The sequence below is a fragment of the Enterobacter roggenkampii genome (assembly GCF_001729805.1).
Lineage (GTDB): Bacteria > Pseudomonadota > Gammaproteobacteria > Enterobacterales > Enterobacteriaceae > Enterobacter > Enterobacter roggenkampii.
The window spans coordinates 374,080-400,541 of sequence record NZ_CP017184.1 but is presented as its reverse complement, the minus strand read 5'-3'; the positions used below and the strand labels follow the sequence as shown (position 1 = coordinate 400,541).

The window sequence follows — 26,462 nt, the reverse complement described above, 5'->3', positions numbered from 1 at the left end:
TTCGCCAAAACATCTTCGGCGTTGTAAGGTTAAGCCTCACGGTTCATTAGTATCGGTTAGCTCAACGCATCGCTGCGCTTACACACCCGACCTATCAACGTCGTCGTCTTCAACGTTCCTTCAGGAGACTTAAAGTCTCAGGGAGAACTCATCTCGGGGCAAGTTTCGTGCTTAGATGCTTTCAGCACTTATCTTTTCCGCATTTAGCTACCGGGCAGTGCCATTGGCATGACAACCCGAACACCAGTGATGCGTCCACTCCGGTCCTCTCGTACTAGGAGCAGCCCCCCTCAATTCTCCAGCGCCCACGGCAGATAGGGACCGAACTGTCTCACGACGTTCTAAACCCAGCTCGCGTACCACTTTAAATGGCGAACAGCCATACCCTTGGGACCTACTTCAGCCCCAGGATGTGATGAGCCGACATCGAGGTGCCAAACACCGCCGTCGATATGAACTCTTGGGCGGTATCAGCCTGTTATCCCCGGAGTACCTTTTATCCGTTGAGCGATGGCCCTTCCATTCAGAACCACCGGATCACTATGACCTGCTTTCGCACCTGCTCGAGCCGTCACTCTCGCAGTCAAGCTAGCTTATGCCATTGCACTAACCTCCTGATGTCCGACCAGGATTAGCTAACCTTCGTGCTCCTCCGTTACTCTTTGGGAGGAGACCGCCCCAGTCAAACTACCCACCAGACACTGTCCGCAACCCGGATTACGGGTCTACGTTAGAACACCAGCCATTAAAGGGTGGTATTTCAAGGACGGCTCCACGCAGACTGGCGTCCACGCTTCAAAGCCTCCCACCTATCCTACACATCAAGGACCAGTGTTCAGTGTCAAGCTATAGTAAAGGTTCACGGGGTCTTTCCGTCTTGCCGCGGGTACACTGCATCTTCACAGCGAGTTCAATTTCACTGAGTCTCGGGTGGAGACAGCCTGGCCATCATTACGCCATTCGTGCAGGTCGGAACTTACCCGACAAGGAATTTCGCTACCTTAGGACCGTTATAGTTACGGCCGCCGTTTACCGGGGCTTCGATCAAGAGCTTCGCGTTGCCGCTAACCCCATCAATTAACCTTCCGGCACCGGGCAGGCGTCACACCGTATACGTCCACTTTCGTGTTTGCACAGTGCTGTGTTTTTAATAAACAGTTGCAGCCAGCTGGTATCTTCGACTGATTTCAGCTCCACCCGCAGGGGCTTCACCTACATATCAGCGTGCCTTCTCCCGAAGTTACGGCACCATTTTGCCTAGTTCCTTCACCCGAGTTCTCTCAAGCGCCTTGGTATTCTCTACCTGACCACCTGTGTCGGTTTGGGGTACGATTTGATGTTACCTGATGCTTAGAGGCTTTTCCTGGAAGCAGGGCATTTGTTACTTCAGCACCGTAGTGCCTCGTCATCACACCTCAGCGTTAAAAGGTACCGGATTTACCTGGAACCTCCGCCTACATGCTTAAACCGGGACAACCGTCGCCCGGCTAACATAGCCTTCTCCGTCCCCCCTTCGCAGTAACACCAAGTACAGGAATATTAACCTGTTTCCCATCGACTACGCCTTTCGGCCTCGCCTTAGGGGTCGACTCACCCTGCCCCGATTAACGTTGGACAGGAACCCTTGGTCTTCCGGCGAGCGGGCTTTTCACCCGCTTTATCGTTACTTATGTCAGCATTCGCACTTCTGATACCTCCAGCATGCCTCACAGCACACCTTCAACGGCTTACAGAACGCTCCCCTACCCAACAACGCATAAGCGTCGCTGCCGCAGCTTCGGTGCATGGTTTAGCCCCGTTACATCTTCCGCGCAGGCCGACTCGACCAGTGAGCTATTACGCTTTCTTTAAATGATGGCTGCTTCTAAGCCAACATCCTGGCTGTCTGTGCCTTCCCACATCGTTTCCCACTTAACCATGACTTTGGGACCTTAGCTGGCGGTCTGGGTTGTTTCCCTCTTCACGACGGACGTTAGCACCCGCCGTGTGTCTCCCGTGATAACATTCTTCGGTATTCGTAGTTTGCATCGGGTTGGTAAGCCGGGATGGCCCCCTAGCCGAAACAGTGCTCTACCCCCGAAGATGAGTTCACGAGGCGCTACCTAAATAGCTTTCGGGGAGAACCAGCTATCTCCCGGTTTGATTGGCCTTTCACCCCCAGCCACAAGTCATCCGCTAATTTTTCAACATTAGTCGGTTCGGTCCTCCAGTTAGTGTTACCCAACCTTCAACCTGCCCATGGCTAGATCACCGGGTTTCGGGTCTATACCCTGCAACTTAACGCCCAGTTAAGACTCGGTTTCCCTTCGGCTCCCCTATACGGTTAACCTTGCTACAGAATATAAGTCGCTGACCCATTATACAAAAGGTACGCAGTCACACCACAAGGGTGCTCCCACTGCTTGTACGTACACGGTTTCAGGTTCTATTTCACTCCCCTCGCCGGGGTTCTTTTCGCCTTTCCCTCACGGTACTGGTTCACTATCGGTCAGTCAGGAGTATTTAGCCTTGGAGGATGGTCCCCCATATTCAGACAGGATACCACGTGTCCCGCCCTACTCTTCGAGTTCACAACCTGTGTGCTTTCGTGTACGGGACTGTCACCCTGTACCGTGCGACTTTCCAGACGCTTCCACTAACACACAAGCTGATTCAGACTCTGGGCTGCTCCCCGTTCGCTCGCCGCTACTGGGGGAATCTCGGTTGATTTCTTTTCCTCGGGGTACTTAGATGTTTCAGTTCCCCCGGTTCGCCTCGTTAACCTATGTATTCAGTTAACGATAGTGTGACGAATCACACTGGGTTTCCCCATTCGGACATCGCCGGGTCAAAGGTTCATATCACCTCGCCGGCGCTTTTCGCAGATTAGCACGTCCTTCATCGCCTCTGACTGCCAGGGCATCCACCGTGTACGCTTAGTCGCTTAACCTCACAACCCGAAGATGTTTCACTTCTGATTGCGAAAATTTGAGAGACTCGAACACACCATTTAAGATGTGTCGTTTCAATTTTCAGCTTGATCCAGATTTTTAAAGAGCAAATATTTCAAACGTGACTCGTAAGTCAGTTTTGAGATATGACGGCAGGTGACTTTCACTCACGAACCAGCAAGTGGCGTCCCCTAGGGGATTCGAACCCCTGTTACCGCCGTGAAAGGGCGGTGTCCTGGGCCTCTAGACGAAGGGGACACTGAAGTCTCAATCGCAAGACGCCTTGCTATTTACTTTTCATCAGACAATCTGTGTGAGCACTGCAAAGGCAGGTTCTTTAAGGTAAGGAGGTGATCCAACCGCAGGTTCCCCTACGGTTACCTTGTTACGACTTCACCCCAGTCATGAATCACAAAGTGGTAAGCGCCCTCCCGAAGGTTAAGCTACCTACTTCTTTTGCAACCCACTCCCATGGTGTGACGGGCGGTGTGTACAAGGCCCGGGAACGTATTCACCGTAGCATTCTGATCTACGATTACTAGCGATTCCGACTTCATGGAGTCGAGTTGCAGACTCCAATCCGGACTACGACGCACTTTATGAGGTCCGCTTGCTCTCGCGAGGTCGCTTCTCTTTGTATGCGCCATTGTAGCACGTGTGTAGCCCTACTCGTAAGGGCCATGATGACTTGACGTCATCCCCACCTTCCTCCAGTTTATCACTGGCAGTCTCCTTTGAGTTCCCGGCCGGACCGCTGGCAACAAAGGATAAGGGTTGCGCTCGTTGCGGGACTTAACCCAACATTTCACAACACGAGCTGACGACAGCCATGCAGCACCTGTCTCAGAGTTCCCGAAGGCACCAATCCATCTCTGGAAAGTTCTCTGGATGTCAAGAGTAGGTAAGGTTCTTCGCGTTGCATCGAATTAAACCACATGCTCCACCGCTTGTGCGGGCCCCCGTCAATTCATTTGAGTTTTAACCTTGCGGCCGTACTCCCCAGGCGGTCGACTTAACGCGTTAGCTCCGGAAGCCACGCCTCAAGGGCACAACCTCCAAGTCGACATCGTTTACGGCGTGGACTACCAGGGTATCTAATCCTGTTTGCTCCCCACGCTTTCGCACCTGAGCGTCAGTCTTTGTCCAGGGGGCCGCCTTCGCCACCGGTATTCCTCCAGATCTCTACGCATTTCACCGCTACACCTGGAATTCTACCCCCCTCTACAAGACTCTAGCCTGCCAGTTTCGAATGCAGTTCCCAGGTTGAGCCCGGGGATTTCACATCCGACTTGACAGACCGCCTGCGTGCGCTTTACGCCCAGTAATTCCGATTAACGCTTGCACCCTCCGTATTACCGCGGCTGCTGGCACGGAGTTAGCCGGTGCTTCTTCTGCGGGTAACGTCAATCGCTGAGGTTATTAACCTCAACGCCTTCCTCCCCGCTGAAAGTACTTTACAACCCGAAGGCCTTCTTCATACACGCGGCATGGCTGCATCAGGCTTGCGCCCATTGTGCAATATTCCCCACTGCTGCCTCCCGTAGGAGTCTGGACCGTGTCTCAGTTCCAGTGTGGCTGGTCATCCTCTCAGACCAGCTAGGGATCGTCGCCTAGGTGAGCCGTTACCCCACCTACTAGCTAATCCCATCTGGGCACATCTGATGGCAAGAGGCCCGAAGGTCCCCCTCTTTGGTCTTGCGACGTTATGCGGTATTAGCTACCGTTTCCAGTAGTTATCCCCCTCCATCAGGCAGTTTCCCAGACATTACTCACCCGTCCGCCGCTCGTCACCCAGGAGCAAGCTCCCTGTGTTACCGCTCGACTTGCATGTGTTAGGCCTGCCGCCAGCGTTCAATCTGAGCCATGATCAAACTCTTCAATTTAAGTTTGATGCTCGTGAATTAAACTTCGTAATGAATTACGCATGTTCACTCAGAGACTTGGTATTCATTTTCGTCTTGCGACGTTAAGAATCCATGTCACTTTGAGTGCCCACACAGATTGTCTGATAAATTGTTAAAGAGCAGTGCAACGCGGCTTTCGCTCACCGTTGCGAGGTGGCGTATATTACGCTTTCCTCTTTCAGAGTCAACCCGTTATTTCAGGATTTTTTCTCTTCAACCGACCGGGCTGTTTGTGAAGTGATTCACATCCGCCGTGTCGATGGAGGCGCATTATAGGGAGTTCGCGAACGACCGCAACCGAAAAGTTGCAAAAAAATGACTGACTGCTGCATTCCCCAGCAAAACCCCGCCTTATACCCATTTATGCACAAAGTTATCCACAATTCTGCACGGATCCCAATGCGATCCCACGAACTGAGCGGGAAGATCAACTATACTGGCGGCAAATACTCTTCTCTGTGCAGGCCGCTTCATGACCACACAACGCCTCACCCGTGACTGGCGTCTCCCTACCGCTGGGTTGATGCTGCTGGCAATTCTCTTTGCCGGTTTTACCCTGCATGCGCACTGGAACGCCTTTATCCAGTGGTGTCTTGCCACGCAAATTACCCTGCACCGCTATCTGGTGATGTACCTGCTGCAGCTGAATAACCACCAGTACAGCGGCGGAATATGGTTGTTAACGGGGGCTTTCCTTTATGGCGTACTCCACGCCATTGGCCCCGGGCACGGAAAATTCATTGTGACGACCTATCTGACTACCAATAAGGAAAGCGAGCTGGCCGCCCGGGTCGTCCCTTTCCTGGGCAGCCTGATGCAGGGCGTCAGCGCCATTCTGTTTGTCTTTATCCTGGCGGTAGGATTTAACCTCGCCTCAGGGGATATCAGTACCAGCCGCTGGTATGTGGAGAAGGTCAGCGCAGTGCTTATTGGCGCATTCGGCGCATTCATCATTTACCAGGCGCTGAAGAGCCTGCGCCCGCGCAGGATGTCTGTCTCTGCCATTAAGCCCCTTCATCAGCACGACGAACACTGTGGCTGCGGTCATCACGGCGTAGGTGCAGACCTGACGCAGGGCGACTGGAAAACCCGTCTGGGCGTGATACTGGCGATTGGCGCACGCCCGTGCAGCGGGGCGATCATGATTCTGATGTTTTCGAACGCGCTGGGCATTGTTACCTGGGGGATGGCCGCAGTCATGACCATGTCTCTGGGAACCGCGCTCTCTATTATGGGGCTTTCACTGGCTGTACGTTACGCCCGCGAACGCACGGTGGCCTGGTTCGGAGAAAGCGCCTCGTTAAAATGGCTGGTGCCGACCGTCAAAATAGCCGGAGGGATAGTCCTGATCCTGTTCGCGACGGTGCTGTTCCTGACGGTGATCCCCATCAGCGCCAATGGCGACTACATCGCCGCAGGATGCTAATAAAAGAAAACCCGCCAGCGGCGGGTTTTTTGTTACTCATTGATGCGTGGATGCTGATCCACCAGTCGGGAACGTTTTTTCTGCAGCTCTTCAATCTCGGCGTCAATATCCTCAATCTTCTGCTCTACATTATCGTAGTGCTCACGGAGGATCTCTTTCGCTTCCTGGATATCCGATGCCGCAGGCGTTGCGCCTTTCAGAGGGCGATTCGCCGTCTCCTTCATAGTAATACCGGTAATCAAACCAATCACCGCGATCACCATCAGGTAATAAGCAGGCATCATCAGGTTCTGCGTGCTCTCCACCAGCGAGGCGGCAAGCGTCGGGGTCAGACCGGCAATCAGCACCGAGATGTTGAAGGCCGCGGCCAGCGCGCTGTAGCGAATATGGGTCGGGAACATCGCGGGCAGCGTTGAGGCCATCACCCCGATAAAGCAGTTAAGGATCACCGCCAGCATCAGCAGACCGGCAAAAATCAGCCCCAGTACATTACTGTTGATCAGAATAAATGCCGGGATGGCGAGGGCAAACAGCGCAACGCTTCCCAGAATAATGAACGGTCGACGACCAAAGCGGTCACTCAACAGGCCCATAATCGGCTGCACAAACAGCATACCCACCATGATGGCGATAATGATCAGCACACCGTGATCTTCCGAGTAGTGCAGGTTATGCGACAGATAGCTCGGCATGTAGGTCAGCAGCATGTAATAGGTCACGTTGGTAGAGATCACCAGACCGATACAGACCAGCAGGCTTCGCCAGTGCTTAGTGGCAATCTCTTTGAACGATACCTTCGGACCGTCCTGCAGCCCTTCGCGGTCACCCTGCTCCAGCTTATCAACGTGCTGCTGGAACGCAGGCGTCTCTTCAAGCGCATGACGCAGGTAGAGGCCAATGATCCCCAGCGGCAGAGCCAGGAAGAACGGGATACGCCAGCCCCAGTCGAGGAAGTTTTCTTCCCCCACTACGGTTGAAATCAGGACCACCACACCCGCGCCCAGGACAAAACCGGCAATGGAGCCGAAGTCCAGCCAGCTTCCCATAAACCCGCGCTTACGGTCAGGAGAATACTCGGCAACGAAGATCGAGGCGCCAGTATATTCACCGCCCACGGAGAAGCCCTGTGCCATCTTACAGATCAGCAGCAGAATCGGCGCCCAAATGCCGATAGTGGCGTAAGACGGTATAAGACCGATACAGAATGTGCTGATCGACATAATGACGATGGTGATAGCCAGGATCTTCTGACGACCATATTTATCACCGAGCATACCGAAGAACAGACCACCCAGCGGGCGAATCAGGAAGGGAACGGAGAACGTACCCAGTGCCGCAATCATCTGCAGGCTGGGATCGGCCCCGGGGAAAAACACTTTACCTAACGCATAGGCCACAAAGCCGTAGACACCAAAATCGAACCATTCCATCGCATTACCGAGCGAGGCTGCGGTAATCGCTTTACGCAGTTTGGCGTCATCAATAATGGTGACGTCGCGAAGCGTGATGGGTTTAATCTTTTTCCTTCTCAGCATAGCTATCCTCGTTGACTCGGCCCTGTCTGTTTCACAGTCCAGCGTGCGTTCTGTGAACCATGGGATCCGCTCCATGCGAATCGCCTTATTCAAGCGTAGCAGGTTTACTTACATTGACGTTTTACGTCGATACAACCGAACCTGTTGACGCCTGCCTGGGCAGTTAATGACCTTTTTACCCTACCAGCGTTTATATTTGTGATCAACTTCACACATATTTCAGCATCAGGTCAACTCAGTCCAGTATTTGTCAATCAGTGCAAATAAGCCCTTTCTCATCCCCGCCTCATGAGCTCTCTCACGCACGTCATGAGTTCTTTCGCAACAAAAAAACAAACCACGTTTACTCACATTCAATTTACATAAATTTTCTTCATCAGGAAGCCGCCGATAGTTTTACATTGAATATGTGACAAAGATAACTAAAACGATGTTTTATTTTGATTGAATCAATATTCCAATGATCGCATGATAAATCCGCATACAGCATTTCATGTGTTTTCTAAGGAAGTTAATCGAGAGAAAACATTTATTTTCCTGGCAGGGTAATCGAGACACACCTCTCAAAAACAAATGCCAATCAATTGAATTTATTGACTAATTTTTAACACCGAACGCCCGTCCTGCGGGATCAGATGTGAGGATTGTCCATGAAGATTAAAGCCACGATAGAACGCATACCCGGCGGTATGATGCTGGTTCCGCTGGTGCTGGGCGCCATCCTGAATACCCTTGCCCCTGATACCGGGGCATATTTTGGTGGTTTCACAAAAGGCATGATAACGGGCACGGTTCCAATTCTTGCCGTCTGGTTTTTTTGTATCGGTGCATCCATTAATTTGCGGGCGACCGGTACCGTATTACGGAAATCCGGCACGCTGGTAATAACCAAAATAGCGGTAGCCTGGGCGGTGGCGATGATATGCGCGATGTTCATCCCGGAGAATGGAATTCAGACCGGGTTCTTCGCGGGGTTATCGGTGCTGGCGATTGTCTCCGCGATGGATATGACTAACGGCGGATTGTACGCCAGCCTGATGAACCAGTACGGGACGAAAGAAGAGTCCGGCGCATTTGTCTTGATGTCTCTCGAATCAGGCCCGCTGATGACGATGCTGATCCTAGGGTCCGCTGGCCTGGCCTCTTTTGAACCCCACCACTTTGTCGGCGCAATCCTGCCCTTCCTGATCGGCTTTGCCCTTGGCAACCTCGATCACGATCTGCGTGATTTCTTCAGCAAAGCCACGCCGGTGCTGATCCCGTTCTTCGGCTTTGCGCTGGGGAACACCATCAACCTGAAGGTTATCCTTGATACCGGCCTGCTGGGTATTGTGCTGGGTGTCGCCGTAATCGTCATTACCGGTATTCCGCTGATCGTTGCCGACCGCGTGATCGGGGGAGGAAACGGCACGGCGGGCGTCGCCGCCTCTTCAGCCGCAGGCGCTGCCGTCGCCAACCCGGTGATTATTGCCCAGATTAACCCGGCCTTCGAACCGGTAGCCGCTTCAGCGACGGCGCTGGTTGCCGCCAGCGTGATTGTCACTGCGCTACTGGTGCCGATCATCACGGCGCTATATGCGAAACGCTACGCCAATGCCCCCGAGCAGAATATCGAACGAAAAGCGGTCGAACTCCGCCATTAACACACTGCACCAAACCCTCCCCTCTTCCCTGCGGGGAGAGGGTGAGGGGTAAGGGATTTACCCAAAAATCTCTTCTACCATCCCGTCCACCAGCCGTTTTGCCGAACAGAGCCTCGGCATCCCCAGTGCGACGGTCTGCCAGTTTTGCGTCACTGACCAGCTCACCGGATGCTTATCCGCCTGACACCAGTCCCCCAGCCAGCCCAGCATGTCTTTATGATCGATCGATCCGGGAGAAGCAGGCGCTGTCAGCCACTGGTGATAAAAATGGCGGGTCGTGGGTGAGGCATTAATGCCCTGCGCCAGATAGTTAGCCGCCATGCTGCGCAGGTTATCCTTAAGCATGGCCGCCACATCTTCTTTCGCGAGGCGGCATGCGTCGCCAAATGCTCCCCAGCGCAGTTCTTCCAGAACGATAAAACAGCGCCCGGCCAGCGACCAGCCATCATAATGTCCGGCCCGCCAGCGGGTAAAAATTTGCTCGCTGTGCTCACCTGCCTGCACCGTTAGCCCGCGCTGGGTCAGCGCCTTTTCTTTCCAGGCTGCGCGTTGGGTAAAATGAGACACGAGATCGGCGTACTGCTGCGTCAGTCCGGGAGACTGCAGGGTGCGTGGGTGAGTCTGCTGACGCAGCGCAATCAGCTTCTCTGCCATCAGCGTCAGCGCGAGATGGCCCGGATCAAGCATCCCGGCCAGCTTTTCCGCCAGCCCCAGGCGCAGCGCCGCATTTTCATTGAGCATCCCCGCCATCGCCCAGGGGCGTAGCCGGGTATGCGTCATGATTTCCTGCGTCAAACGCTCGCGAAACTGCAGCTGCTGTGGTCCCAGGCGAGGATGACGCGCCGCGTCTCCCCCCTGCACCAGATCGACCATAAATTTTGGATTAATACACTCCAGCGTTCGCCCGGGGCCGTCCAGTAGTGGTGTTGTCATGGTTGCTCTGCCGCGAATAGAGTTTGAATATCATCGCGTAACAGTCGGGTATCTTCCTGTATCCACGTCGCAGTAGTGATGCTTTGCTTCAACAACTGGCAGAGCGCTCGGGTTGAGTGCTCATTTTGCTGACGCACTGCGAGGCTATCACGCAAGCTTTCCTGTAACCCGGTCAGGCACAACGAAAATTCTGCAAAGAACGTCGCCATTCCTGCCGTAACAGAGACATCGACCTGCGCGGACAAAGCTTTACGTATTTGTTCACAAAACTGATCAATATGTTGCTTAAATTTGTCATGTAGCTGCGCAATGTCGATAACATAGCGCGTGCGCGTTTCCACATACTCGTCCCAGCCCCAGCCAGGATTATTGAGCCAGCGAGAGACCGTTTCGCGCATGCTGCTCCCGCCGGAAGGCGGGGCGGCCTGGCTATCGTCCTGCGCAATCGCATCGTTAAACAGCGCTCGCGTATTGAAGTTAAGCTGGCTTGCCTGAAACGCCGGGAAGCTGATCCGCGCCCGAAAACCCGCATGGCTCAGATGCTCTTTAATACGCGTTTCGATGGGACGCATGGCTTCGTTAAGAGAACGCGCCAGCGTGGACTCCAGCTGATCGAAGCGTAACGCCAGCTCCCGGCCGATCTTCGTCTGGGCATCCAGCATCACCCGCTCGCAGGAGGCGCGTAATTTACTCAGCGCAATCTGCGCCTGCCCTTCATCGTCCAGCACCAGCTGCTTCACCCTCTCACCGCGAAGTTGCTGCCGTTCGGTGCCTGCCGAATCAAGAATCGGGGGCGTGCTGAACACCTGGTCAATAGCCTGGTGAAGCGCGGTTTTTTGGGATCCCATAAAGTCCGCGGTGGCGTTCAGCGCTTCCTCAACCTCGTGTTTCACCTCATCGCTCACCACGCGCTGACGCGTCTGCAAAAGCGCCATGTCCTCTTCCAGACGTGCGATATTCACCTCCAGCGCCTCAAAGGCCACCGTCAGCCCCTGATATCGGAAATCGAGATACTCGCGGGCGTTTTGCGCGTAGTTAAGAAGCTTATGCGAGGCTGAACGCAGCGCGTAGAGCGAGGCATTGGCATAGGCGGCGTAAATCAGTTTCCGTATCGGTTGCTCGAAGAGCGAATCTTCCCAGAGCAAATCGGCAGAATGTCGGATATGGTCGATATCGTCCAGGTCCGCCGTACGCCAGCGTCGCCCGAGCGCCGCTTCGGCAAAATCCTGCACCCAGGGTTGCTCCTGATGATCCGGCAGTCGTCCATGCGAACTTAGCTCATAGCGCGCGCGGTTGGCCAGATACGCCCACATGGACGACACGGGGTAAATCTGGCCGGGCGAAATATTGCCTTTCATTAAGGTGCCGGAGATCATCGCCCGAATCTGTTCTTCATCATCGCTATTGCGATCTTTCTGATCGAATTTATTGACCAGCGCATACAGCGGCACCGATTTTCCCGCCGCGGAAATCGCCTGGCGGACTTCTTCATCAGAAATGGATTTAAGCTGGGTATAATCCATCACGGCCAGCACCGCCGATGCGCGGGACAACTGCTCGCTGAGCATTTTTTGCAGATGCGGCTGTCCGGCCTCGTTCGGCCCGGGCGTATCGAGCAGCGTCAGCTGCCCGAGGTGGGCATCCAGGCCCGCAAGATGCACGAACTCCACTTCAATTACCGGGATATGTTCAATAGCCGTATATTCAGAGAACGGAAACTCCACACCCAGCGCCTGGGAAAGTCTCACCAGATCGTTGAGGCTTTTCAGACAATGAAATATCGGCTGCGCGCCCAGGTGATGCTTCTCAAACGCTTCCCCTTTTTCAATGCGCTCCAGCAGCGTATTCATGTCTTTATCAATTTCAAGACGCTGAGCCAGCTTCCCGCGGTCGTAATCACAGAGCTGTTTCTGAAGCAGTTGGATCAATTCATCAATCGGGGAGGCATGAGAGAAATGCAGCACCGGTTCCTTCTGGCCCGGCGTGTGGCGAATCAACGTCGGAAGCGCCGTCATTGGACGATTGCGGTTCGGCAACACTTCGGTACCCACAATCGCATTAATGGTGGTCGATTTCCCCGCTTTCATGGTGCCAACAATGGCCAGGACCATTTCCAGCCGGGTTATTTTGCGTAATTCATTATTCAGCATCGCCTGCTGGGCGTCGACACCGCGCGCGCTAAAATGCAAAGGTAAAACGTTGTTTGTTTCGCCAGTAATAGCAGCCTCTGTGCTCTCCAGCATCTCAGTGGGCATTGATTTCAACGTATCAAGATTTTGCAGGGCAAGCTGTAACAAACGCTCGGCTTCCTGGCTTAATTCAAAAATGGTCTGTGTGTGCATGATAAAAGCCTTTCCTTAACGCAAATTTATTACTTTTATTAAGCCACTGGTTTTAATTATGTTGTTCAGGCTTATATGATCACGTGTGGAAAACATGTTCGCCGAAATATAACTGATTGAAGATAATCAGGAATAATTCCCTATCCTTGCATGGCGTGTAGAACTCTTCTCCAGGCCTGATAGCCAAAAGAAAAAAGCGTAGCCCATTTTTAAGAAACTTCAGGATATATCACCATTATTTACCCACCTAAAAAGAGAGGTAATGCACCACTGCCATAAGATATGTATGGCAGCAAAGTCCGGAGATAAATAACAATGTGTCGCTTCACCTTATCCGAAATGGCAGAGCGTAGCAATTTGCTGCAATAAAATATTCGATATATTTATCGTCATTTCTTCCCACCGTGTTAATGGACATAAGCTTCGCGTAACTGACTGACAGAACGTGTCACTCCCGATACGCTTTTTGGCTTTTTTAATTCACAATATCACCGACAACGGTGTGGATTTGCGCTATACTTGCCGCCTTTTTCGGCACCCTGCCGTCATTTAGCTGGCACTTTCCAGCGCGTTTACACTTTTGAGGATACCGATATGTCTCTCCCACACTGCCCAAAATGCAATTCTGAATACACCTATGAAGATAATGGCATGTTCATCTGCCCGGAATGCGCTCATGAATGGAATGATGCCGAGCCGGCTCAGGATGCTGATGCGCTCATCGTAAAAGATGCGAACGGCAACCTGCTGGCGGACGGTGACAGCGTTACCGTCGTTAAGGACCTGAAGGTGAAAGGCAGTTCTTCCATGCTGAAGATCGGCACCAAAGTGAAGAATATCCGTCTGGTTGAAGGCGATCATAATATCGACTGCAAAATTGACGGCTTCGGTCCAATGAAACTGAAATCTGAGTTCGTGAAAAAGAACTGATTTTTCACCTGTACGCCCGGTAAGCGAAGCGCCACCGGGCGCTTTTGCCGGATGCGCTACGCTTATCCGGCCTACAAAAAAGAACTAAACTTAACGGGCTTTTCTTACGTGAGGTAAAGATTATGCCGTTAAGTCCCTACATCTCTTTCGCCGGCAACTGCGCTGAGGCGACCGCCTTTTACCAGCAAGCCGTCGGCGCAGAACTTCTCTATAAAATTACTTTCGGCGAAATGCCAAAAAGCGATAACAGCGAAGAAGGCTGTCCGTCCGGTATGCAGTTTCCGGATTCGGCTATCGCCCACTCCAACGTCCGCATTGCGGGCAGCGATATCATGATGAGCGACGGGATGCCGCCCGGCAGCAACGCGCAGTACGCGGGCTTTACGCTGGTTCTCGACACGCAGGATGTGTCAGAAGGCAAGCGCTGGTTCGACAACCTTGCCGATGGCGGGAATATCGACATGGCGTGGCAGGAGACCTTCTGGGCGCACGGTTTCGGTAAAGTCACCGACAAATACGGCGTGCCGTGGATGATTAACGTCGTCAAGCAACAAACGTCGTAGGCAGGACACGCGCAGCGCAGCCGGCAACAGCGACCGGTGGCGCTGCGCTGACCGGGCCTACGATGATTGTCATCAAACTCCGCTCAACTCTTCAAACTCCCGCAACCTGCACTTAACCCAAATGTCACATTGATGCGCCAGCATGAGGCCACATTTATCGTGAGGCCCAGCACATGCAAACTGTCATCCGCGTCGAGAAACTGAGCAAGACCTTCAATCATAACAAGGCTCTGCATGCCGTTGATCTGACCGTCTGGCAGGGCGACATGGTGGCGCTTCTCGGGCCTTCTGGCTCGGGTAAATCCACCCTTCTGCGCCATTTAAGCGGGCTTATCACCGGCGATAAAACGCCGGAAAGCCACGTCGAGCTGCTGGGCAATACCGTGCAGCGCGCCGGGCGTCTGGCGAGCGATATCCGCAAGAGCCGCGCCCAGACGGGCTACATCTTCCAGCAGTTCAACCTGGTAAACCGCCTGACGGTGCTGGAGAACGTGCTGATTGGCGCGCTCGGCAGCACCCCGTTCTGGCGCACCTGTCTGCGCTGGTTCACCCCTTCCCAGAAGCAGGAAGCTTTACAGGCGCTGACCCGCGTCGGCATGGCGCATTTCGCCCACCAGCGCGTCTCCACCCTGTCCGGTGGACAACAGCAGCGCGTGGCGATTGCGCGCGCGCTGATGCAAAAAGCGCAAATCATTCTTGCTGACGAACCCATCGCCTCGCTGGACCCGGAGTCCGCCCGCATCGTGATGGAGACCCTGCGCGACATTAACCAGAACGACGGCATTACCGTGGTGGTCACGCTCCATCAGGTGGATTACGCCCTGCGCTACTGCGAACGCATCGTCGCCCTGCGTCAGGGGCACGTGTTCTTTGATGGCGCGAGCCATCAGTTTGATAACGAACGTTTTGACCATCTCTACCGCAGCATTAACCGCGTCGAAGAGAACGCGCAGGCTGCTTAAATAAACCCGATCCGAGGAAAGTACATGAGCTACAAAGCCGTTGCCGCGCTGGCCTTTACCAGCATGTTCAGCCTCAGCACCCTGTTAAGCCCGGCGTATGCGGAAGAGCAGGAAAAAGCGCTGAACTTCGGCATTATTTCGACGGAATCACAGCAAAACCTGAAACCTCAGTGGGAACCGTTCCTGAAAGATATGGAAACCAAACTGGGGATCAAAGTGAACGCCTTCTTCGCCCCGGACTACGCGGGCATCATCCAGGGGATGCGCTTTAATAAAGTGGACATCGCCTGGTACGGCAACCTCTCCGCCATGGAAGCGGTGGACCGCGCGAACGGCCAGGTCTTTGCCCAGACCGTCGCGGCAGATGGCTCCCCGGGCTACTGGAGCGTGCTGATCGTCAACAAAGACAGCCCGATCAACAACCTCAACGACATGCTCGCCAAACGCAAAGAGCTGACTTTCGGCAACGGCGATCCGAACTCTACCTCCGGCTACCTTGTCCCTGGCTACTACGTCTTCGCCAAAAACAACGCCTCTGCCAGCGACTTCAAGCGCACGGTAAACGCCAGCCATGAAACCAACGCTCTGGCCGTGGCCAACAAGCAGGTGGACGTTGCCACCAACAACACCGAGAACCTCGACAAGCTGAAGACGTCCGCCCCGGACAAGCTGAAAGAGCTGAAGGTTATCTGGAAATCCCCGCTGATCCCCGGCGACCCGATCGTGTGGCGTAAAAACCTGTCCGAAAGCACCAAGGACAAGGTGTACGACTTCTTTATGACCTACGGCAAAACGCCGGAAGAGAAAGCAGTTCTGGAACGTCTGGGCTGGGCACCGTTCCGCCCGTCAAGCGACCTGCAGCTGGTGCCGATTCGCCAGCTGGCGCTGTTTAAAGAGATGCAGGGCGTGAAGGACAACAAAGGCCTGAAGGACGAGGAGAAGACCAGCAAAGTGGCCGCGATTCAGGCCCAGCTTGAAGACCTCGACCGCCTGACCGCCGCGCTCGGCGCGATGACCAGCGTGAATAAAGCGGTGCAGTAACGCTTTTCGCCCGGTGGCGCTGCGCTTACCGGGCCTACATTTTGGATCGTAGGCCGGATAAGCGTAGCGCCATCCGGCACACAAAGACCTGCGGAGTTACACATGCAAACCATCACCCTCCCGCCGCCGAAGCGCAGCTGGTTCTCGCTCATAAGCTGGGCCATCCTGCTGGCGGTGCTGGTTATCTCCTGGAAGGGCGCGGAAATGGATCCGCTGCTGCTCTTCAAAGACGCGGGCAATATGGCGACCTTCGCCGCCGACTTCTTCCCGCCGGACTTCAGCCAGTGGCAGGACTACCTCAGTGAAATGGCGGTCACCCTGCAAATCGCCGTCTGGGGCACCGCGCTGGCCGTTATTCTCTCCATTCCGTTTGGCCTGATGAGCGCTGAAAACATCGTGCCGTGGTGGGTATACCAGCCCATGCGCCGCCTGATGGACGCCTGTCGTGCGATCAACGAAATGGTCTTTGCGATGCTGTTCGTGGTCGCCGTCGGCCTCGGTCCGTTCGCGGGCGTCATGGCGCTGTTCATTCACACCACCGGCGTGCTCTCCAAGCTGCTTTCCGAGGCGGTCGAAGCCATCGAGCCCGGTCCGGTGGAAGGCATTCGCGCCACCGGCGCCAATAAAATCGAAGAGATCCTCTACGGTGTCCTGCCGCAGGTGATGCCGCTCCTGATCTCCTACTCCCTGTACCGCTTTGAGTCCAACGTCCGCTCCGCCACCGTCGTCGGCATGGTCGGCGCAGGCGGGATTGGCGTCACCCTGTGGGAAGCGATTCGCGGTTTCCAGTTCCAGCAAACCTGCGCCCTGATGGTGCTCATCATCGTCACCGTCAGCCTGCTGGATTTCCTCTCTCAACGTTTGCGTAAGCACTTCATCTGAGAAGCGAGGCTTTGTTTTCTATGCACTTATCCAGACATCCGACCAGTTTCCCCACCCGCTGGCAAGAGATCGCGGCAAAGCTCGAAGTGGAGCTGCGCACGCACTACCGCTGCGGAGACTACCTTCCTGCCGAGCAGCAGCTTGCCGACCGCTATGAGGTGAACCGACACACACTGCGCCGCGCCATTGACCAGCTGGTCGAGCGCGGCTGGGTGCAGCGCCGTCAGGGCGTGGGCGTGCTGGTGCTGATGCGCCCGTTCGACTACCCGCTTAACGCCCAGGCGCGCTTTAGCCAGAACCTGCTGGATCAGGGCAGCCACCCGACCAGCGAAAAGCTGCTCTCGGTGCTACGTCCGGCCTCCAGCCACGTGGCGGACGCGCTGGGTATTCAGGAGGGCGACAACGTCATCCACCTGCGCACGCTGCGCCGGGTCAACGGCGTGGCGGTGTGCCAGATCGATCACTACTTCGCGGATCTCACCCTCTGGCCGGTGCTGCAGAATTTCTCCAGCGGTTCGCTACATGATTTTCTCCAGAATGCGACAGGCATTGCGCTGAAACGCACCCAGACGCGCATCAGCGCCCGCCGCGCACAGGCGAAAGAGAGCAAGGTGCTGGAGATCCCCAATATGGCCCCGCTGCTCTGCGTGCGCACCCTCAACCACCGTGACGGCGAGATCGACGCGACGGAATACTCCGTCAGCCTGACCCGCGCCGACATGATCGAATTCACCATGGAGCACTGAATGCACTTCGACACCGCCACCCGACAGCGCTGGATGCGCGTGCTGGCCCACAGCCAGCCTGCTGCGCTCTCTGCCCGCATGAACGCCCTCAGCCTGGCTCCCGGGTACGACCTCCTCCGCGCGCCGGAGATCGGCCTCGTTCAGATCCAGGCGCGCATGGGCGGTACCGGCGCGCGCTTCTTCGCCGGGGATGCCACCCTCACCCGCGCCGCGATCCGCCTGCACAGCGGCACGCTGGGCTACGGCTACGTGCTGGGACGTGATAAAGCCCACGCCGAGCGCTGCGCGGTCATCGACGCGCTTTTACAGGAACCCCCGCATTTCCAGACGCTGATGGAAACCCTTATTTCCCCGCTGGAGGCCGACCGCGCCGCACGTCTTGCCGCGCGTCAGGCCGAAGTGAATACCAGCCGGGTCGACTTCTTTACGCTCGTTCGCGGAGACAACGCATGACGCTTCAACCTGCTTTTACCCTGGCCGTCCAGGATGCCCAACACAGTTTCCGTCGCCTGCTGAAGGCCATGAGCGAGCCGGGCGTGATTGTCTCGCTGCATCAGCTCTCTCAGGGCTGGCTGCCGCTGAACCTGGCGACAACCAGCGTGCTGCTCACCCTGGCCGACAACGATACCCCGGTATGGCTTTCGGGCGCGCTGTCGAACGATATCGCCAACCAGAACCTGCGTTTTCACACCGGCGCCCCGCTTGTTGAACAGCCGCAGCAGGCAATCTTTGCCGTGGCCGACGAACAAATCAGCCATGAACAGCTGAATGCCCTGAGCGAAGGCACCGCCGTCGCCCCGGAAACCAGCGCCACGCTGATTTTGCAGGTCGCCAGCCTGAGCGGCGGTCGCATGCTGCGCCTGACGGGCGCAGGCATCGCCGACGAGCGCATGGTCGCGCCGCAGCTGCCGGAGTGCATCATTCACGAGCTGACCGAGCGCCCGCACCCGTTCCCGCTGGGCATTGACCTGATCCTGACCTGCGGCGAGCGCCTGCTGGCCATCCCGCGGACCACCCACGTGGAGGTGTGCTGATGTACGTTGCCGTCAAAGGGGGCGAGAAGGCCATCGCCGCCGCCCATGCGCTGCAGGCGCACAGACGACGGGGCGATGAACAGCTCCCCGAGCTGAGCGTCGCCCAGATTGAACAGCAGCTTAATCTCGCCGTCGATCGGGTGATGACCGAGGGCGGTATCGCCGACCGCGAGCTGGCGGCGCTGGCCCTCAAGCAGGCCAGCGGCGATAACGTGGAAGCCATCTTCCTGCTGCGCGCCTACCGCACCACGCTGGCGAAGCTGGCGGTCAGCGAACCCATCAACACGGCACAGATGCGCCTGGAGCGTCGCATTTCTGCCGTTTATAAAGACATTCCCGGCGGCCAGCGGCTCGGCCCTACCTATGACTACACCCATCGCCTGCTGGATTTTACCCTGCTGGCGAACGGCGAGGCGCCACGACTCAGTACCTCTGACGCCGAACAGGAACCGTCTCCGCACGTCTTCAGCCTGCTGGCGAAACAGGGTCTGGCGAAGGCGGAAGAGGACTCCGGCGCGCAGCCGGATGACATCACCCGCACGCCGCCGGTTTACCCGTGCTCGCGCTCGTCCCGCCTGCAGCAGCTGATGCGCGGCGACGAAGGCTATCTGCTGGCGCTGGCCTACTCCACCCAGCGTGGCTACGGGCGCAACCACCCGTTTGCCGCCGAAATTCGCAGCGGCTATATCGACGTCGAAATCGTGCCGGAAGAGCTGGGTTTTGCCGTAAACGTCGGCGAACTGCTGATGACCGAGTGTGAAATGGTGAACGGTTTTGTCGCGCCCGAAAATGAAGACCCGCACTTTACCCGCGGCTACGGGCTGGTGTTTGGCCTCGGCGAACGCAAGGCGATGGCCATGGCGCTGGTCGACCGCGCCCTGCAGGCACCGGACTACGGCGAGCACGTTGCTGGCCCGGCGCAGGACGAAGAGTTTGTGCTGGCCCACGCGGATAACGTCGAGGCCGCGGGCTTCGTCTCGCACCTCAAGCTGCCGCACTACGTCGATTTCCAGGCCGAACTGGAACTGCTGAAACGCCTGCAACGGGAGCGCAAACATGGCTAACTTAAGCGGCTACAACTTTGCCTATCTGGACGAGCAAACCAAACGCATGATCCGGCGCGCCATCTTAAAAGCGGTGGCGATTCCTGGCTATCAGGTGCCGTTCGGCGGCCGAGAAATGCCGATGCCCTACGGCTGGGGGACGGGCGGCATCCAGATTACCGCCAGCGTGATCGGCGAGGCGGACGTGCTGAAGGTCATCGACCAGGGCGCGGACGACACCACCAACGCCGTATCGATCCGCACCTTCTTTCAGCGGGTAACGGGCGTCGCGACCACCGAAAAAACCGAAGACGCGACGCTGATCCAGACCCGCCACCGCATTCCGGAAACCCCGCTGGCTGAAGATCAGATTCTGATTTTCCAGGTGCCGATCCCGGAGCCGCTGCGCTTTATCGAGCCGCGCGAAACCGAAACCCGCACCATGCACGCGCTGGAAGAGTACGGCGTGATGCAGGTGAAGCTGTATGAGGATATCGCCCGCTTCGGCCATATCGCCACCACCTACGCCTACCCGGTGAAGGTCAACGGCCGCTACGTGATGGACCCGTCGCCGATCCCAAAATTCGATAACCCGAAGATGGACATGATGCCCGCCCTGCAGCTGTTCGGTGCCGGACGTGAAAAACGCATCTACGCCGTACCGCCGTACACCCGCGTGGAAAGTCTCGATTTTGACGATCACCCGTTTACGGTGCAGGAGTGGGACGAGCCGTGCGCCATCTGCGGATCCAAACACAGCTACCTGGACGAAGTGGTGCTGGACGACACGGGCAAACGGATGTTTGTCTGCTCCGACACCGATTTCTGCCGCCAACAGAGCGAGGCGAACGGCCAATGAAACCGCTGCTTTCGGTAAATCACCTGACCCACCTGTATGCGCCGGGCAAAGGCTTCAGCGACGTGTCGTTCGAGCTGTGGCCGGGCGAAGTGCTGGGGATCGTCGGCGAGTCCGGCTCCGGCAAAACCACCCTGCTGAAATCCATCTCCGCGCGCCTGACGCCGCAACACGGCGACATTTTGTATGAGGGCGCTTCGCTCTACGGCATGAGCGAGGCCGAGCGTCGCCGCCTGCTGCGCACCGAGTGGGGCGTGGTGCACCAGCATCCGATGGACGGCCTGCGCCGTCAGGTCTCTGCCGGAGGCAATATCGGCGAACGCCTGATGGCCACCGGCGCGCGTCACTACGGCAACATCCGCGCCACGGCGCAGCACTGGCTGGAAGAAGTGGAAATCCCCGCCTCGCGTATCGACGACCTGCCCACCACCTTCTCCGGCGGCATGCAGCAGCGTTTACAGATTGCCCGCAACCTGGTCACGCACCCGAAGCTGGTGTTTATGGATGAACCCACCGGTGGGCTGGACGTCTCCGTGCAGGCGCGCCTGCTCGACCTGCTGCGCGGCCTGGTGGTAGAGCTGAACCTGGCAGTGGTGATTGTCACCCACGATTTGGGCGTCGCGCGCCTGCTGGCGGACCGCCTGCTGGTGATGAAGCAGGGCCAGGTGGTGGAAAGTGGGTTAACCGACCGCGTGCTCGACGATCCGCATCATCCGTACACCCAGCTGCTGGTGTCGTCGGTGTTGCAGAACTGAGGCCGCTGTCGCCGGGTGGCGCTGCGCTTACCCGGCCTACGAATAGCGCACCTGTAGGCCGGGTAAGGCGAAGCCGCCACCCGGCAACGCGAACACCGCACCTTGTAGGCCGGGTAAGGCGAAGCCGCCACCCGGCAAAACGAATCGCGAGGCCAACATGATCCACGTACAAAACGTAAGTAAGACCTTTGTGCTCCACCAGCAAAACGGCGTGCGCCTGCCGGTGCTGCAAAATGCCTCGCTGGAGGTTAATCGCGGCGAATGCGTGGTGCTGCACGGCCACTCCGGCAGCGGAAAATCGACCCTGCTGCGCTCCCTCTACGCCAACTATCTGCCCGACGAAGGCCATATTCATATTCGCCACGGCGATGAATGGATCGACCTGGTGCAGGCCCCGGCGCGTAAGGTGCTGGAAGTACGCCGCTCGACGATCGGCTGGGTGAGCCAGTTTCTGCGGGTGATCCCGCGGATCTCCGCCCTGGACGTGGTGATGCAGCCCTTACTGGATCTTGGCATACCGCGCGAAACCTGTGCCGCCAAAGCCGCCAGCCTGCTGACGCGCCTGAACGTGCCCGAGCGCCTGTGGCACCTTGCCCCGTCGACCTTTTCCGGCGGCGAGCAGCAGCGCGTCAACATCGCCCGCGGCTTTATCGTCGACTACCCGATTTTACTTCTGGATGAACCCACCGCCTCGCTCGACGATAAAAACAGCGCGGCCGTGGTGGAGCTGATCGAACAGGCCAAAGCGCGCGGCGCGGCGATCGTCGGGATCTTCCACGACGAGAGCGTTCGCACCCGCGTCGCGGACAGGCTGCACCCAATGGGGACTCCCGCATGATTATCAATAACGTCAAGCTGGTACTGGACAATGAGGTGGTTGACGGCTCGATTGAGATCCAGGACGGAACAATCCGCGCGTTTGCTGAAACCCAGAGCCGCTCGCCCGAGGCGATGGACGGCGACGGCGGCTGGCTGCTGCCGGGGCTGATCGAACTGCATACCGATAATCTGGACAAGTTCTTCACCCCCCGCCCGAAGGTGGACTGGCCCGCGCATTCAGCGATGAGCAGCCACGACGCGCTGATGGTCGCCAGCGGCATCACCACCGTACTGGACGCGGTGGCCATCGGCGACGTGCGCGACGGCGGCGACCGTCTGGAGAACCTGGAGAAGATGATCAACGCCGTCGAGGAGACGCAAAAGCGCGGCCTCAACCGCGCCGAGCACCGCCTGCACCTGCGCTGCGAGCTGCCGCACCACACCACCCTGCCGCTGTTTGAAAAGCTGGTCGGCCGCGAGCCGGTGTCGCTGGTCTCCCTGATGGACCACTCGCCGGGGCAGCGTCAGTTCGCCAACATTGAAAAGTATCGCGAATACTACCAGGGCAAATATTCTCTCAGCGACGCGGAGATGGCCCGTTATGAAGAAGAGCAGCTGGCGCTTGCGGCACGGTGGTCGCAGCCTAACCGTGTCCGAATTGCGGCGATGTGCCGGGACCGCAATATCGCGCTGGCCAGCCATGACGATGCCACGCACGATCATGTCCTTGAATCCCACCATCTTGGCAGCGTGATCGCCGAATTCCCCACCACGTTCGAGGCGGCTGAAGCCTCCCGCAAGCACGGCATGAACGTCCTGATGGGCGCACCGAACATCGTGCGCGGCGGCTCGCACTCCGGCAACGTCGCGGCAAGCAAGCTCGCGTCCCTCGGCCTGCTGGATATTCTCTCGTCCGACTACTACCCCGCCAGCCTGCTCGACGCGGCGTTCCGGGTGGCCGACGACGAGGGCAACCGCTTTACGCTGCCCCAGGCGATTCGCCTGGTGACGAAAAACCCGGCCTCGGCGCTTAATCTGCAGGATCGCGGCGAGATAGCCGAAGGCAAGCGGGCGGATCTGGTGCTGGCCCACCGCAGGGGCGAACACGTCCATATCGACCACGTCTGGCGTCAGGGAAAGAGGGTGTTCTGATGGGAAGACTTATCTGGTTAATGGGGCCGTCCGGCTCCGGTAAGGACAGCCTGCTGTCCGCCTTACGGCAGCAGGAGCATCCGCAGCTGCTGGTGGCGCACCGCTACATTACCCGCGCGGCCAATGCGGGGAGTGAAAACCATATCGCCCTGAGCGAGCAGGAGTTTTTTACCCGTGCCGGGCAAAATCTGCTGGCGCTGAGCTGGCACGCCAACGGCTATTACTATGGGATCGGCATCGAGACCGATCTGTGGCTGCATGCGGGGTTCGACGTGTTGGTCAACGGTTCACGGGCGCATCTTCCGCAGGCGCGCGCCCGCTATGGGGCGGCCCTGCTGCCGGTCTGCCTGCAGGTTTCACCGGACGTCCTGCGCAGCCGGTTGCAGAGCCGGGGTCGTGAATCCGCCCGTGAGATCGATCAGCGGCTTGCGCGTGCGGCGCGCTACGCCCCGTCCGACTGCCATATCCTTAATAACGACGGAAGTTTGCTACAGTCAGTCGAGACCTTTTTATCGCTTATCCGTCAGAAGGAGAAACAGCATGCCTGACTGCACGCTTCGCCCCGCCACCGCCGACGATGCGCAAATCGTCTATGCGTTAATCTGCGAATTAAAGCAGGCCGAATTTGATCGCCAGGCGTTTCACGCGGGCTATCTTGCCAATCTGCAGGATCACAACATGCGCTACCAGCTTGCCGAACTGGACGGGCAGGTCATCGGCATGATCGGCCTGCACATGCAGTTTCACCTCCACCACGCACGCTGGATCGGCGAGATCCAGGAGCTGGTGGTGATGCCGCAGGTGCGCGGGTTAAAGGTGGGCAGCCAGCTGCTGGCCTGGGCGGAAGGGGTGGCACGAGAGGCCGGCGCGGAGCTGACCGAGCTCTCCACCAGCGTGAAGCGCGTGGACGCCCACCGTTTTTACGTCCGTGAAGGATATACGCAGAGCCATTTCCGATTCACCAAACCGCTGTAGAGGTGCGTTATGAGTCTGACAATCACGTTAACAGGAACCGGAAGCGCGCAACTCGTGCCGGTCTTTGGCTGCGACTGCGCGGCGTGCCGCCGGGCGCGCCTGCAGGAGACCTATCGCCGTCGCCCCTGTAGCGCGGTGGTCAAATTCAACGATGCGGTGACCCTGCTGGATGCCGGTATTCCACACCTGATGGACGACTGGGCTGCAGGCAGCTTTCAGCAGTTTTTGCTGACCCATTACCATATGGATCACGTCCAGGGGCTCTTCCCCCTGCGATGGGGCGTGGGCGCGACGATCCCCGTCTACGGTCCGCCGGATGACGTGGGCTGTGACGACCTGTTTAAACATCCGGGGATTCTGGATTTCAGCCATACGGTCGACCCCTTTGTCATGTTTGAGCTTCAGGGTATGCGGGTTACGCCCCTGCCGCTCAACCATTCGAAACTGACCTTCGGGTATTTGCTGGAGTCGGCCCACAGCCGCGTGGCCTGGCTGTCCGACACCGCCGGGCTGCCGGAAAAAACGGTGAAGTTCCTGCTCAACAATCAGCCGCAGGCGATGATTATCGACTGCAGCCACGAACCGCGCGACGAGACGCCGCGAAACCATTGCGACTTAAATACCGTGATTGCGTTAAACGAAGTGATTGGCTGCCCGCAGGTGATCCTGACGCACATCAGCCATCAGTTTGACGTGTGGATGATGGATAACCCGCTGCCTGACAGCATTGAAGCGGGGTATGACGGAATGGTGTTGGTTCTCGACTGAGTTTTGCCGGGTGGCGGCTGCGCCTTACCCGGTCTACGCGCCAGGGTTTCGTAGGCCTGCGTCAGCGAAGCGCCACCAGGCTTTAGCCTCGATCGTAATCGTCTTCTAACCTGCGCTCATCCTCTTCCAGACGGCGTCTGTCGTCATCCAGCTGGCGCTGACGCTCGTCTAAACGGCGGCGTCTGTCTTCAAGCTGCCGACGGCGATCGTCATACTGACGGCTATCCATGCGACGGTTATCGTCATAACGATCGTCATCATCGTTGCTGCGGCTGCTGCTGGGGTTATAGGCGTCGTTGATTGCCTGTTGAATGTTGCCAATAGCATCATCAACGATATCGGCATGCGCCAGTTGGCTGGTGAGTGACAGCAGACCAAATAACAGAGCGGTAGAGTAACGTTTCATAATGCCAGACTCGCAGGTGAACTGGCCTTAAGGTAATGAACAGCAGGGTGTGGGGGTAGCGGAGGAATCTCAAATTCAGTTGTGTCCTGGGACTTCCATCAGTTGATTCGCACGCTGTTTATTTTCTGCGACCAGGACGATGCCGTAGCATTTTTGATCCGGCGAATGGCTCCAGATACGATCTTCGGGGATACACCCTCCGTCATAGATAACCTTGCTACCATCATACGGCCAAAATGCGCCCTGCTCGGTATCAAGAACAAATACAGCGATTTGGTCAGACTCGCGGGCAATTTTCTGCCAGAGCATCTTCCCACCCTCATATTGTTCAAAGTCGCTGACAAGTGTCACGCCACATTGTAATACCAGGGCTTCATACAGGCGAGTTGCCAGTCCCTTGTCACGCTCGGCGGGATCAACACAGATACCTTCTACCTGAATAACATTGGCATCTTCCCAACAGCGCTCGACGGCAATGATATCTTCACCCAAATGCGTTTTACGTTGTAAATCCAGGGCAGCAACAACCCGATGCCGGGGTACCCCATCGAAGGTTTCGATATCCGCTTCAATAATCGCAGCTCTTGGCGTCTGGCTATCAAAAATAACATGTAGCACTCGCCCGGAAAGCTCAAACTCATCAACGAGTTTAAACGACCTGGCAATTGTGCTCGGGCTGTATGTTGTAGGCATCACGATCATTTGTGAGTCCCCCTTTGTGAGTACCGGCATAATTCCTTTTATATCCCAATCTGCTAAATTTTGCGCAGATTAACATCACCGGCGTCAACGTTGCTCTTGATGAAATCCTAAACAG

23 protein-coding genes, 1 tRNA gene and 2 rRNA genes are annotated in these 26,462 nt (G+C 56.8%); 18 read left to right on the top strand and 8 right to left on the bottom strand.

The window, feature by feature from the left end; translation table 11 throughout:
• Nucleotides 1-25 precede the first annotated feature (25 nt).
• The 3 genes from BFV67_RS01835 to BFV67_RS01825 form a co-directional block, all read right to left on the bottom strand.
• Nucleotides 26-2,929: ribosomal RNA gene (locus BFV67_RS01835) — 23S ribosomal RNA — on the bottom strand.
• 183 nt (nt 2,930-3,112) lie between these two features.
• A tRNA-Glu gene (locus BFV67_RS01830) sits at nt 3,113-3,188 on the bottom strand.
• Nucleotides 3,189-3,273: 85 nt separating this feature from the next.
• Nucleotides 3,274-4,813 (bottom strand): 16S ribosomal RNA (locus tag BFV67_RS01825).
• Together the 16S and 23S rRNA genes with 1 tRNA gene alongside form the textbook arrangement of a ribosomal RNA operon.
• Before the next feature lie 493 nt (nt 4,814-5,306).
• Between BFV67_RS01825 and BFV67_RS01815 the strand changes: the two genes are divergently transcribed.
• A complete protein-coding gene (locus BFV67_RS01815) occupies nt 5,307-6,260 on the top strand; it encodes a nickel/cobalt transporter (RefSeq protein WP_069597778.1) in 954 nt (317 codons plus the stop codon).
• Nucleotides 6,261-6,292: 32 nt separating this feature from the next.
• On the opposite strand, the gene proP is transcribed toward BFV67_RS01815, so the two are convergent.
• Nucleotides 6,293-7,795: a glycine betaine/L-proline transporter ProP gene (proP, locus tag BFV67_RS01810; protein WP_008500072.1), complete on the bottom strand. Its 1,503-nt coding sequence runs from the start codon at nt 7,793-7,795 to the stop codon at nt 6,293-6,295.
• Between the two features lie 650 nt (nt 7,796-8,445).
• Between proP and kdgT the strand changes: the two genes are divergently transcribed.
• Nucleotides 8,446-9,438, top strand: coding sequence for a 2-keto-3-deoxygluconate transporter (gene kdgT, locus BFV67_RS01805; RefSeq protein WP_008500071.1), 993 nt, complete (start codon nt 8,446-8,448; stop codon nt 9,436-9,438).
• A gap of 57 nt (nt 9,439-9,495) precedes the next feature.
• On the opposite strand, the gene BFV67_RS01800 is transcribed toward kdgT, so the two are convergent.
• Together BFV67_RS01800 and crfC are read right to left on the bottom strand one after the other, a co-directional pair.
• On the bottom strand, nt 9,496-10,371 hold the full coding sequence (locus BFV67_RS01800) for a diguanylate cyclase regulator RdcB family protein (RefSeq protein WP_008500070.1): 876 nt from the start codon (nt 10,369-10,371) through the stop codon (nt 9,496-9,498).
• The gene (gene crfC, locus BFV67_RS01795; protein ID WP_069597777.1) at nt 10,368-12,713 is read right to left on the bottom strand and encodes a clamp-binding protein CrfC; all 2,346 of its coding nucleotides are present in this window, start codon (nt 12,711-12,713) and stop codon (nt 10,368-10,370) included. The genes BFV67_RS01800 and crfC overlap by 4 nt, the downstream gene beginning before the upstream one ends.
• Before the next feature lie 594 nt (nt 12,714-13,307).
• On the opposite strand from crfC, the gene BFV67_RS01790 reads away from it, so the two are divergent.
• The 16 genes from BFV67_RS01790 (at nt 13,308) to phnP (ending at nt 25,239) form a co-directional block, all read left to right on the top strand.
• Nucleotides 13,308-13,643, top strand: a complete 336-nt coding sequence (locus BFV67_RS01790) for a zinc ribbon domain-containing protein YjdM (RefSeq protein ID WP_008500067.1) — start codon at nt 13,308-13,310, stop codon at nt 13,641-13,643.
• A gap of 122 nt (nt 13,644-13,765) precedes the next feature.
• Nucleotides 13,766-14,206, top strand: coding sequence for a VOC family metalloprotein YjdN (yjdN, locus tag BFV67_RS01785; protein ID WP_045335202.1), 441 nt, complete (start codon nt 13,766-13,768; stop codon nt 14,204-14,206).
• 173 nt (nt 14,207-14,379) lie between these two features.
• A complete protein-coding gene (phnC, locus tag BFV67_RS01780) occupies nt 14,380-15,168 on the top strand; it encodes a phosphonate ABC transporter ATP-binding protein (protein WP_048030283.1) in 789 nt (262 codons plus the stop codon).
• 24 nt (nt 15,169-15,192) lie between these two features.
• Entirely contained in the window at nt 15,193-16,209 is a 1,017-nt protein-coding gene (gene phnD / locus BFV67_RS01775; RefSeq protein ID WP_008500064.1) for a phosphonate ABC transporter substrate-binding protein, read from the top strand.
• 102 nt (nt 16,210-16,311) lie between these two features.
• Nucleotides 16,312-17,091, top strand: a complete 780-nt coding sequence (gene phnE / locus BFV67_RS01770; protein WP_008500063.1) for a phosphonate ABC transporter, permease protein PhnE — start codon at nt 16,312-16,314, stop codon at nt 17,089-17,091.
• Nucleotides 17,092-17,111: 20 nt separating this feature from the next.
• Nucleotides 17,112-17,837, top strand: a complete 726-nt coding sequence (gene phnF / locus BFV67_RS01765; RefSeq protein WP_008500062.1) for a phosphonate metabolism transcriptional regulator PhnF — start codon at nt 17,112-17,114, stop codon at nt 17,835-17,837.
• Nucleotides 17,838-18,290, top strand: coding sequence for a phosphonate C-P lyase system protein PhnG (phnG, locus tag BFV67_RS01760; RefSeq protein ID WP_045407285.1), 453 nt, complete (start codon nt 17,838-17,840; stop codon nt 18,288-18,290).
• Entirely contained in the window at nt 18,287-18,871 is a 585-nt protein-coding gene (gene phnH / locus BFV67_RS01755; RefSeq protein WP_008500060.1) for a phosphonate C-P lyase system protein PhnH, read from the top strand. The genes phnG and phnH overlap by 4 nt, the downstream gene beginning before the upstream one ends.
• Nucleotides 18,871-19,935 carry a carbon-phosphorus lyase complex subunit gene (locus BFV67_RS01750; protein ID WP_032655331.1) on the top strand — a complete coding sequence of 355 codons (1,065 nt, stop codon included), beginning with the start codon at nt 18,871-18,873 and terminating at the stop codon, nt 19,933-19,935. Before phnH ends, BFV67_RS01750 begins: the two co-directional genes overlap by 1 nt.
• The gene (locus BFV67_RS01745; protein ID WP_021242919.1) at nt 19,928-20,773 is read left to right on the top strand and encodes an alpha-D-ribose 1-methylphosphonate 5-phosphate C-P-lyase PhnJ; all 846 of its coding nucleotides are present in this window, start codon (nt 19,928-19,930) and stop codon (nt 20,771-20,773) included. Before BFV67_RS01750 ends, BFV67_RS01745 begins: the two co-directional genes overlap by 8 nt.
• On the top strand, nt 20,770-21,525 hold the full coding sequence (gene phnK, locus BFV67_RS01740) for a phosphonate C-P lyase system protein PhnK (protein WP_069597776.1): 756 nt from the start codon (nt 20,770-20,772) through the stop codon (nt 21,523-21,525). Before BFV67_RS01745 ends, phnK begins: the two co-directional genes overlap by 4 nt.
• A 157-nt stretch (nt 21,526-21,682) precedes the next feature.
• Nucleotides 21,683-22,363: a phosphonate C-P lyase system protein PhnL gene (gene phnL / locus BFV67_RS01735; protein WP_069597775.1), complete on the top strand. Its 681-nt coding sequence runs from the start codon at nt 21,683-21,685 to the stop codon at nt 22,361-22,363.
• The gene (phnM, locus tag BFV67_RS01730) at nt 22,360-23,496 is read left to right on the top strand and encodes an alpha-D-ribose 1-methylphosphonate 5-triphosphate diphosphatase (protein ID WP_023293497.1); all 1,137 of its coding nucleotides are present in this window, start codon (nt 22,360-22,362) and stop codon (nt 23,494-23,496) included. The genes phnL and phnM overlap by 4 nt, the downstream gene beginning before the upstream one ends.
• On the top strand, nt 23,493-24,044 hold the full coding sequence (phnN, locus tag BFV67_RS01725) for a ribose 1,5-bisphosphokinase (RefSeq protein WP_028015958.1): 552 nt from the start codon (nt 23,493-23,495) through the stop codon (nt 24,042-24,044). The genes phnM and phnN overlap by 4 nt, the downstream gene beginning before the upstream one ends.
• Complete coding sequence (gene phnO, locus BFV67_RS01720) at nt 24,037-24,471, top strand: aminoalkylphosphonate N-acetyltransferase (RefSeq protein WP_069597773.1); 435 nt, start codon at nt 24,037-24,039, stop codon at nt 24,469-24,471. Before phnN ends, phnO begins: the two co-directional genes overlap by 8 nt.
• Nucleotides 24,472-24,480: 9 nt before the next feature.
• Nucleotides 24,481-25,239: a phosphonate metabolism protein PhnP gene (gene phnP / locus BFV67_RS01715; protein WP_028015957.1), complete on the top strand. Its 759-nt coding sequence runs from the start codon at nt 24,481-24,483 to the stop codon at nt 25,237-25,239.
• Between the two features lie 82 nt (nt 25,240-25,321).
• Here phnP and yjdP read toward each other — a convergent pair whose 3' ends face one another.
• Nucleotides 25,322-25,645, bottom strand: coding sequence for a DDRRRQL repeat protein YjdP (gene yjdP / locus BFV67_RS01710; protein WP_021242926.1), 324 nt, complete (start codon nt 25,643-25,645; stop codon nt 25,322-25,324).
• A 75-nt stretch (nt 25,646-25,720) separates the two neighbouring features.
• Nucleotides 25,721-26,347, bottom strand: a complete 627-nt coding sequence (locus BFV67_RS01705; protein WP_008500049.1) for a GNAT family N-acetyltransferase — start codon at nt 26,345-26,347, stop codon at nt 25,721-25,723.
• Nucleotides 26,348-26,462 lie beyond the last annotated feature (115 nt).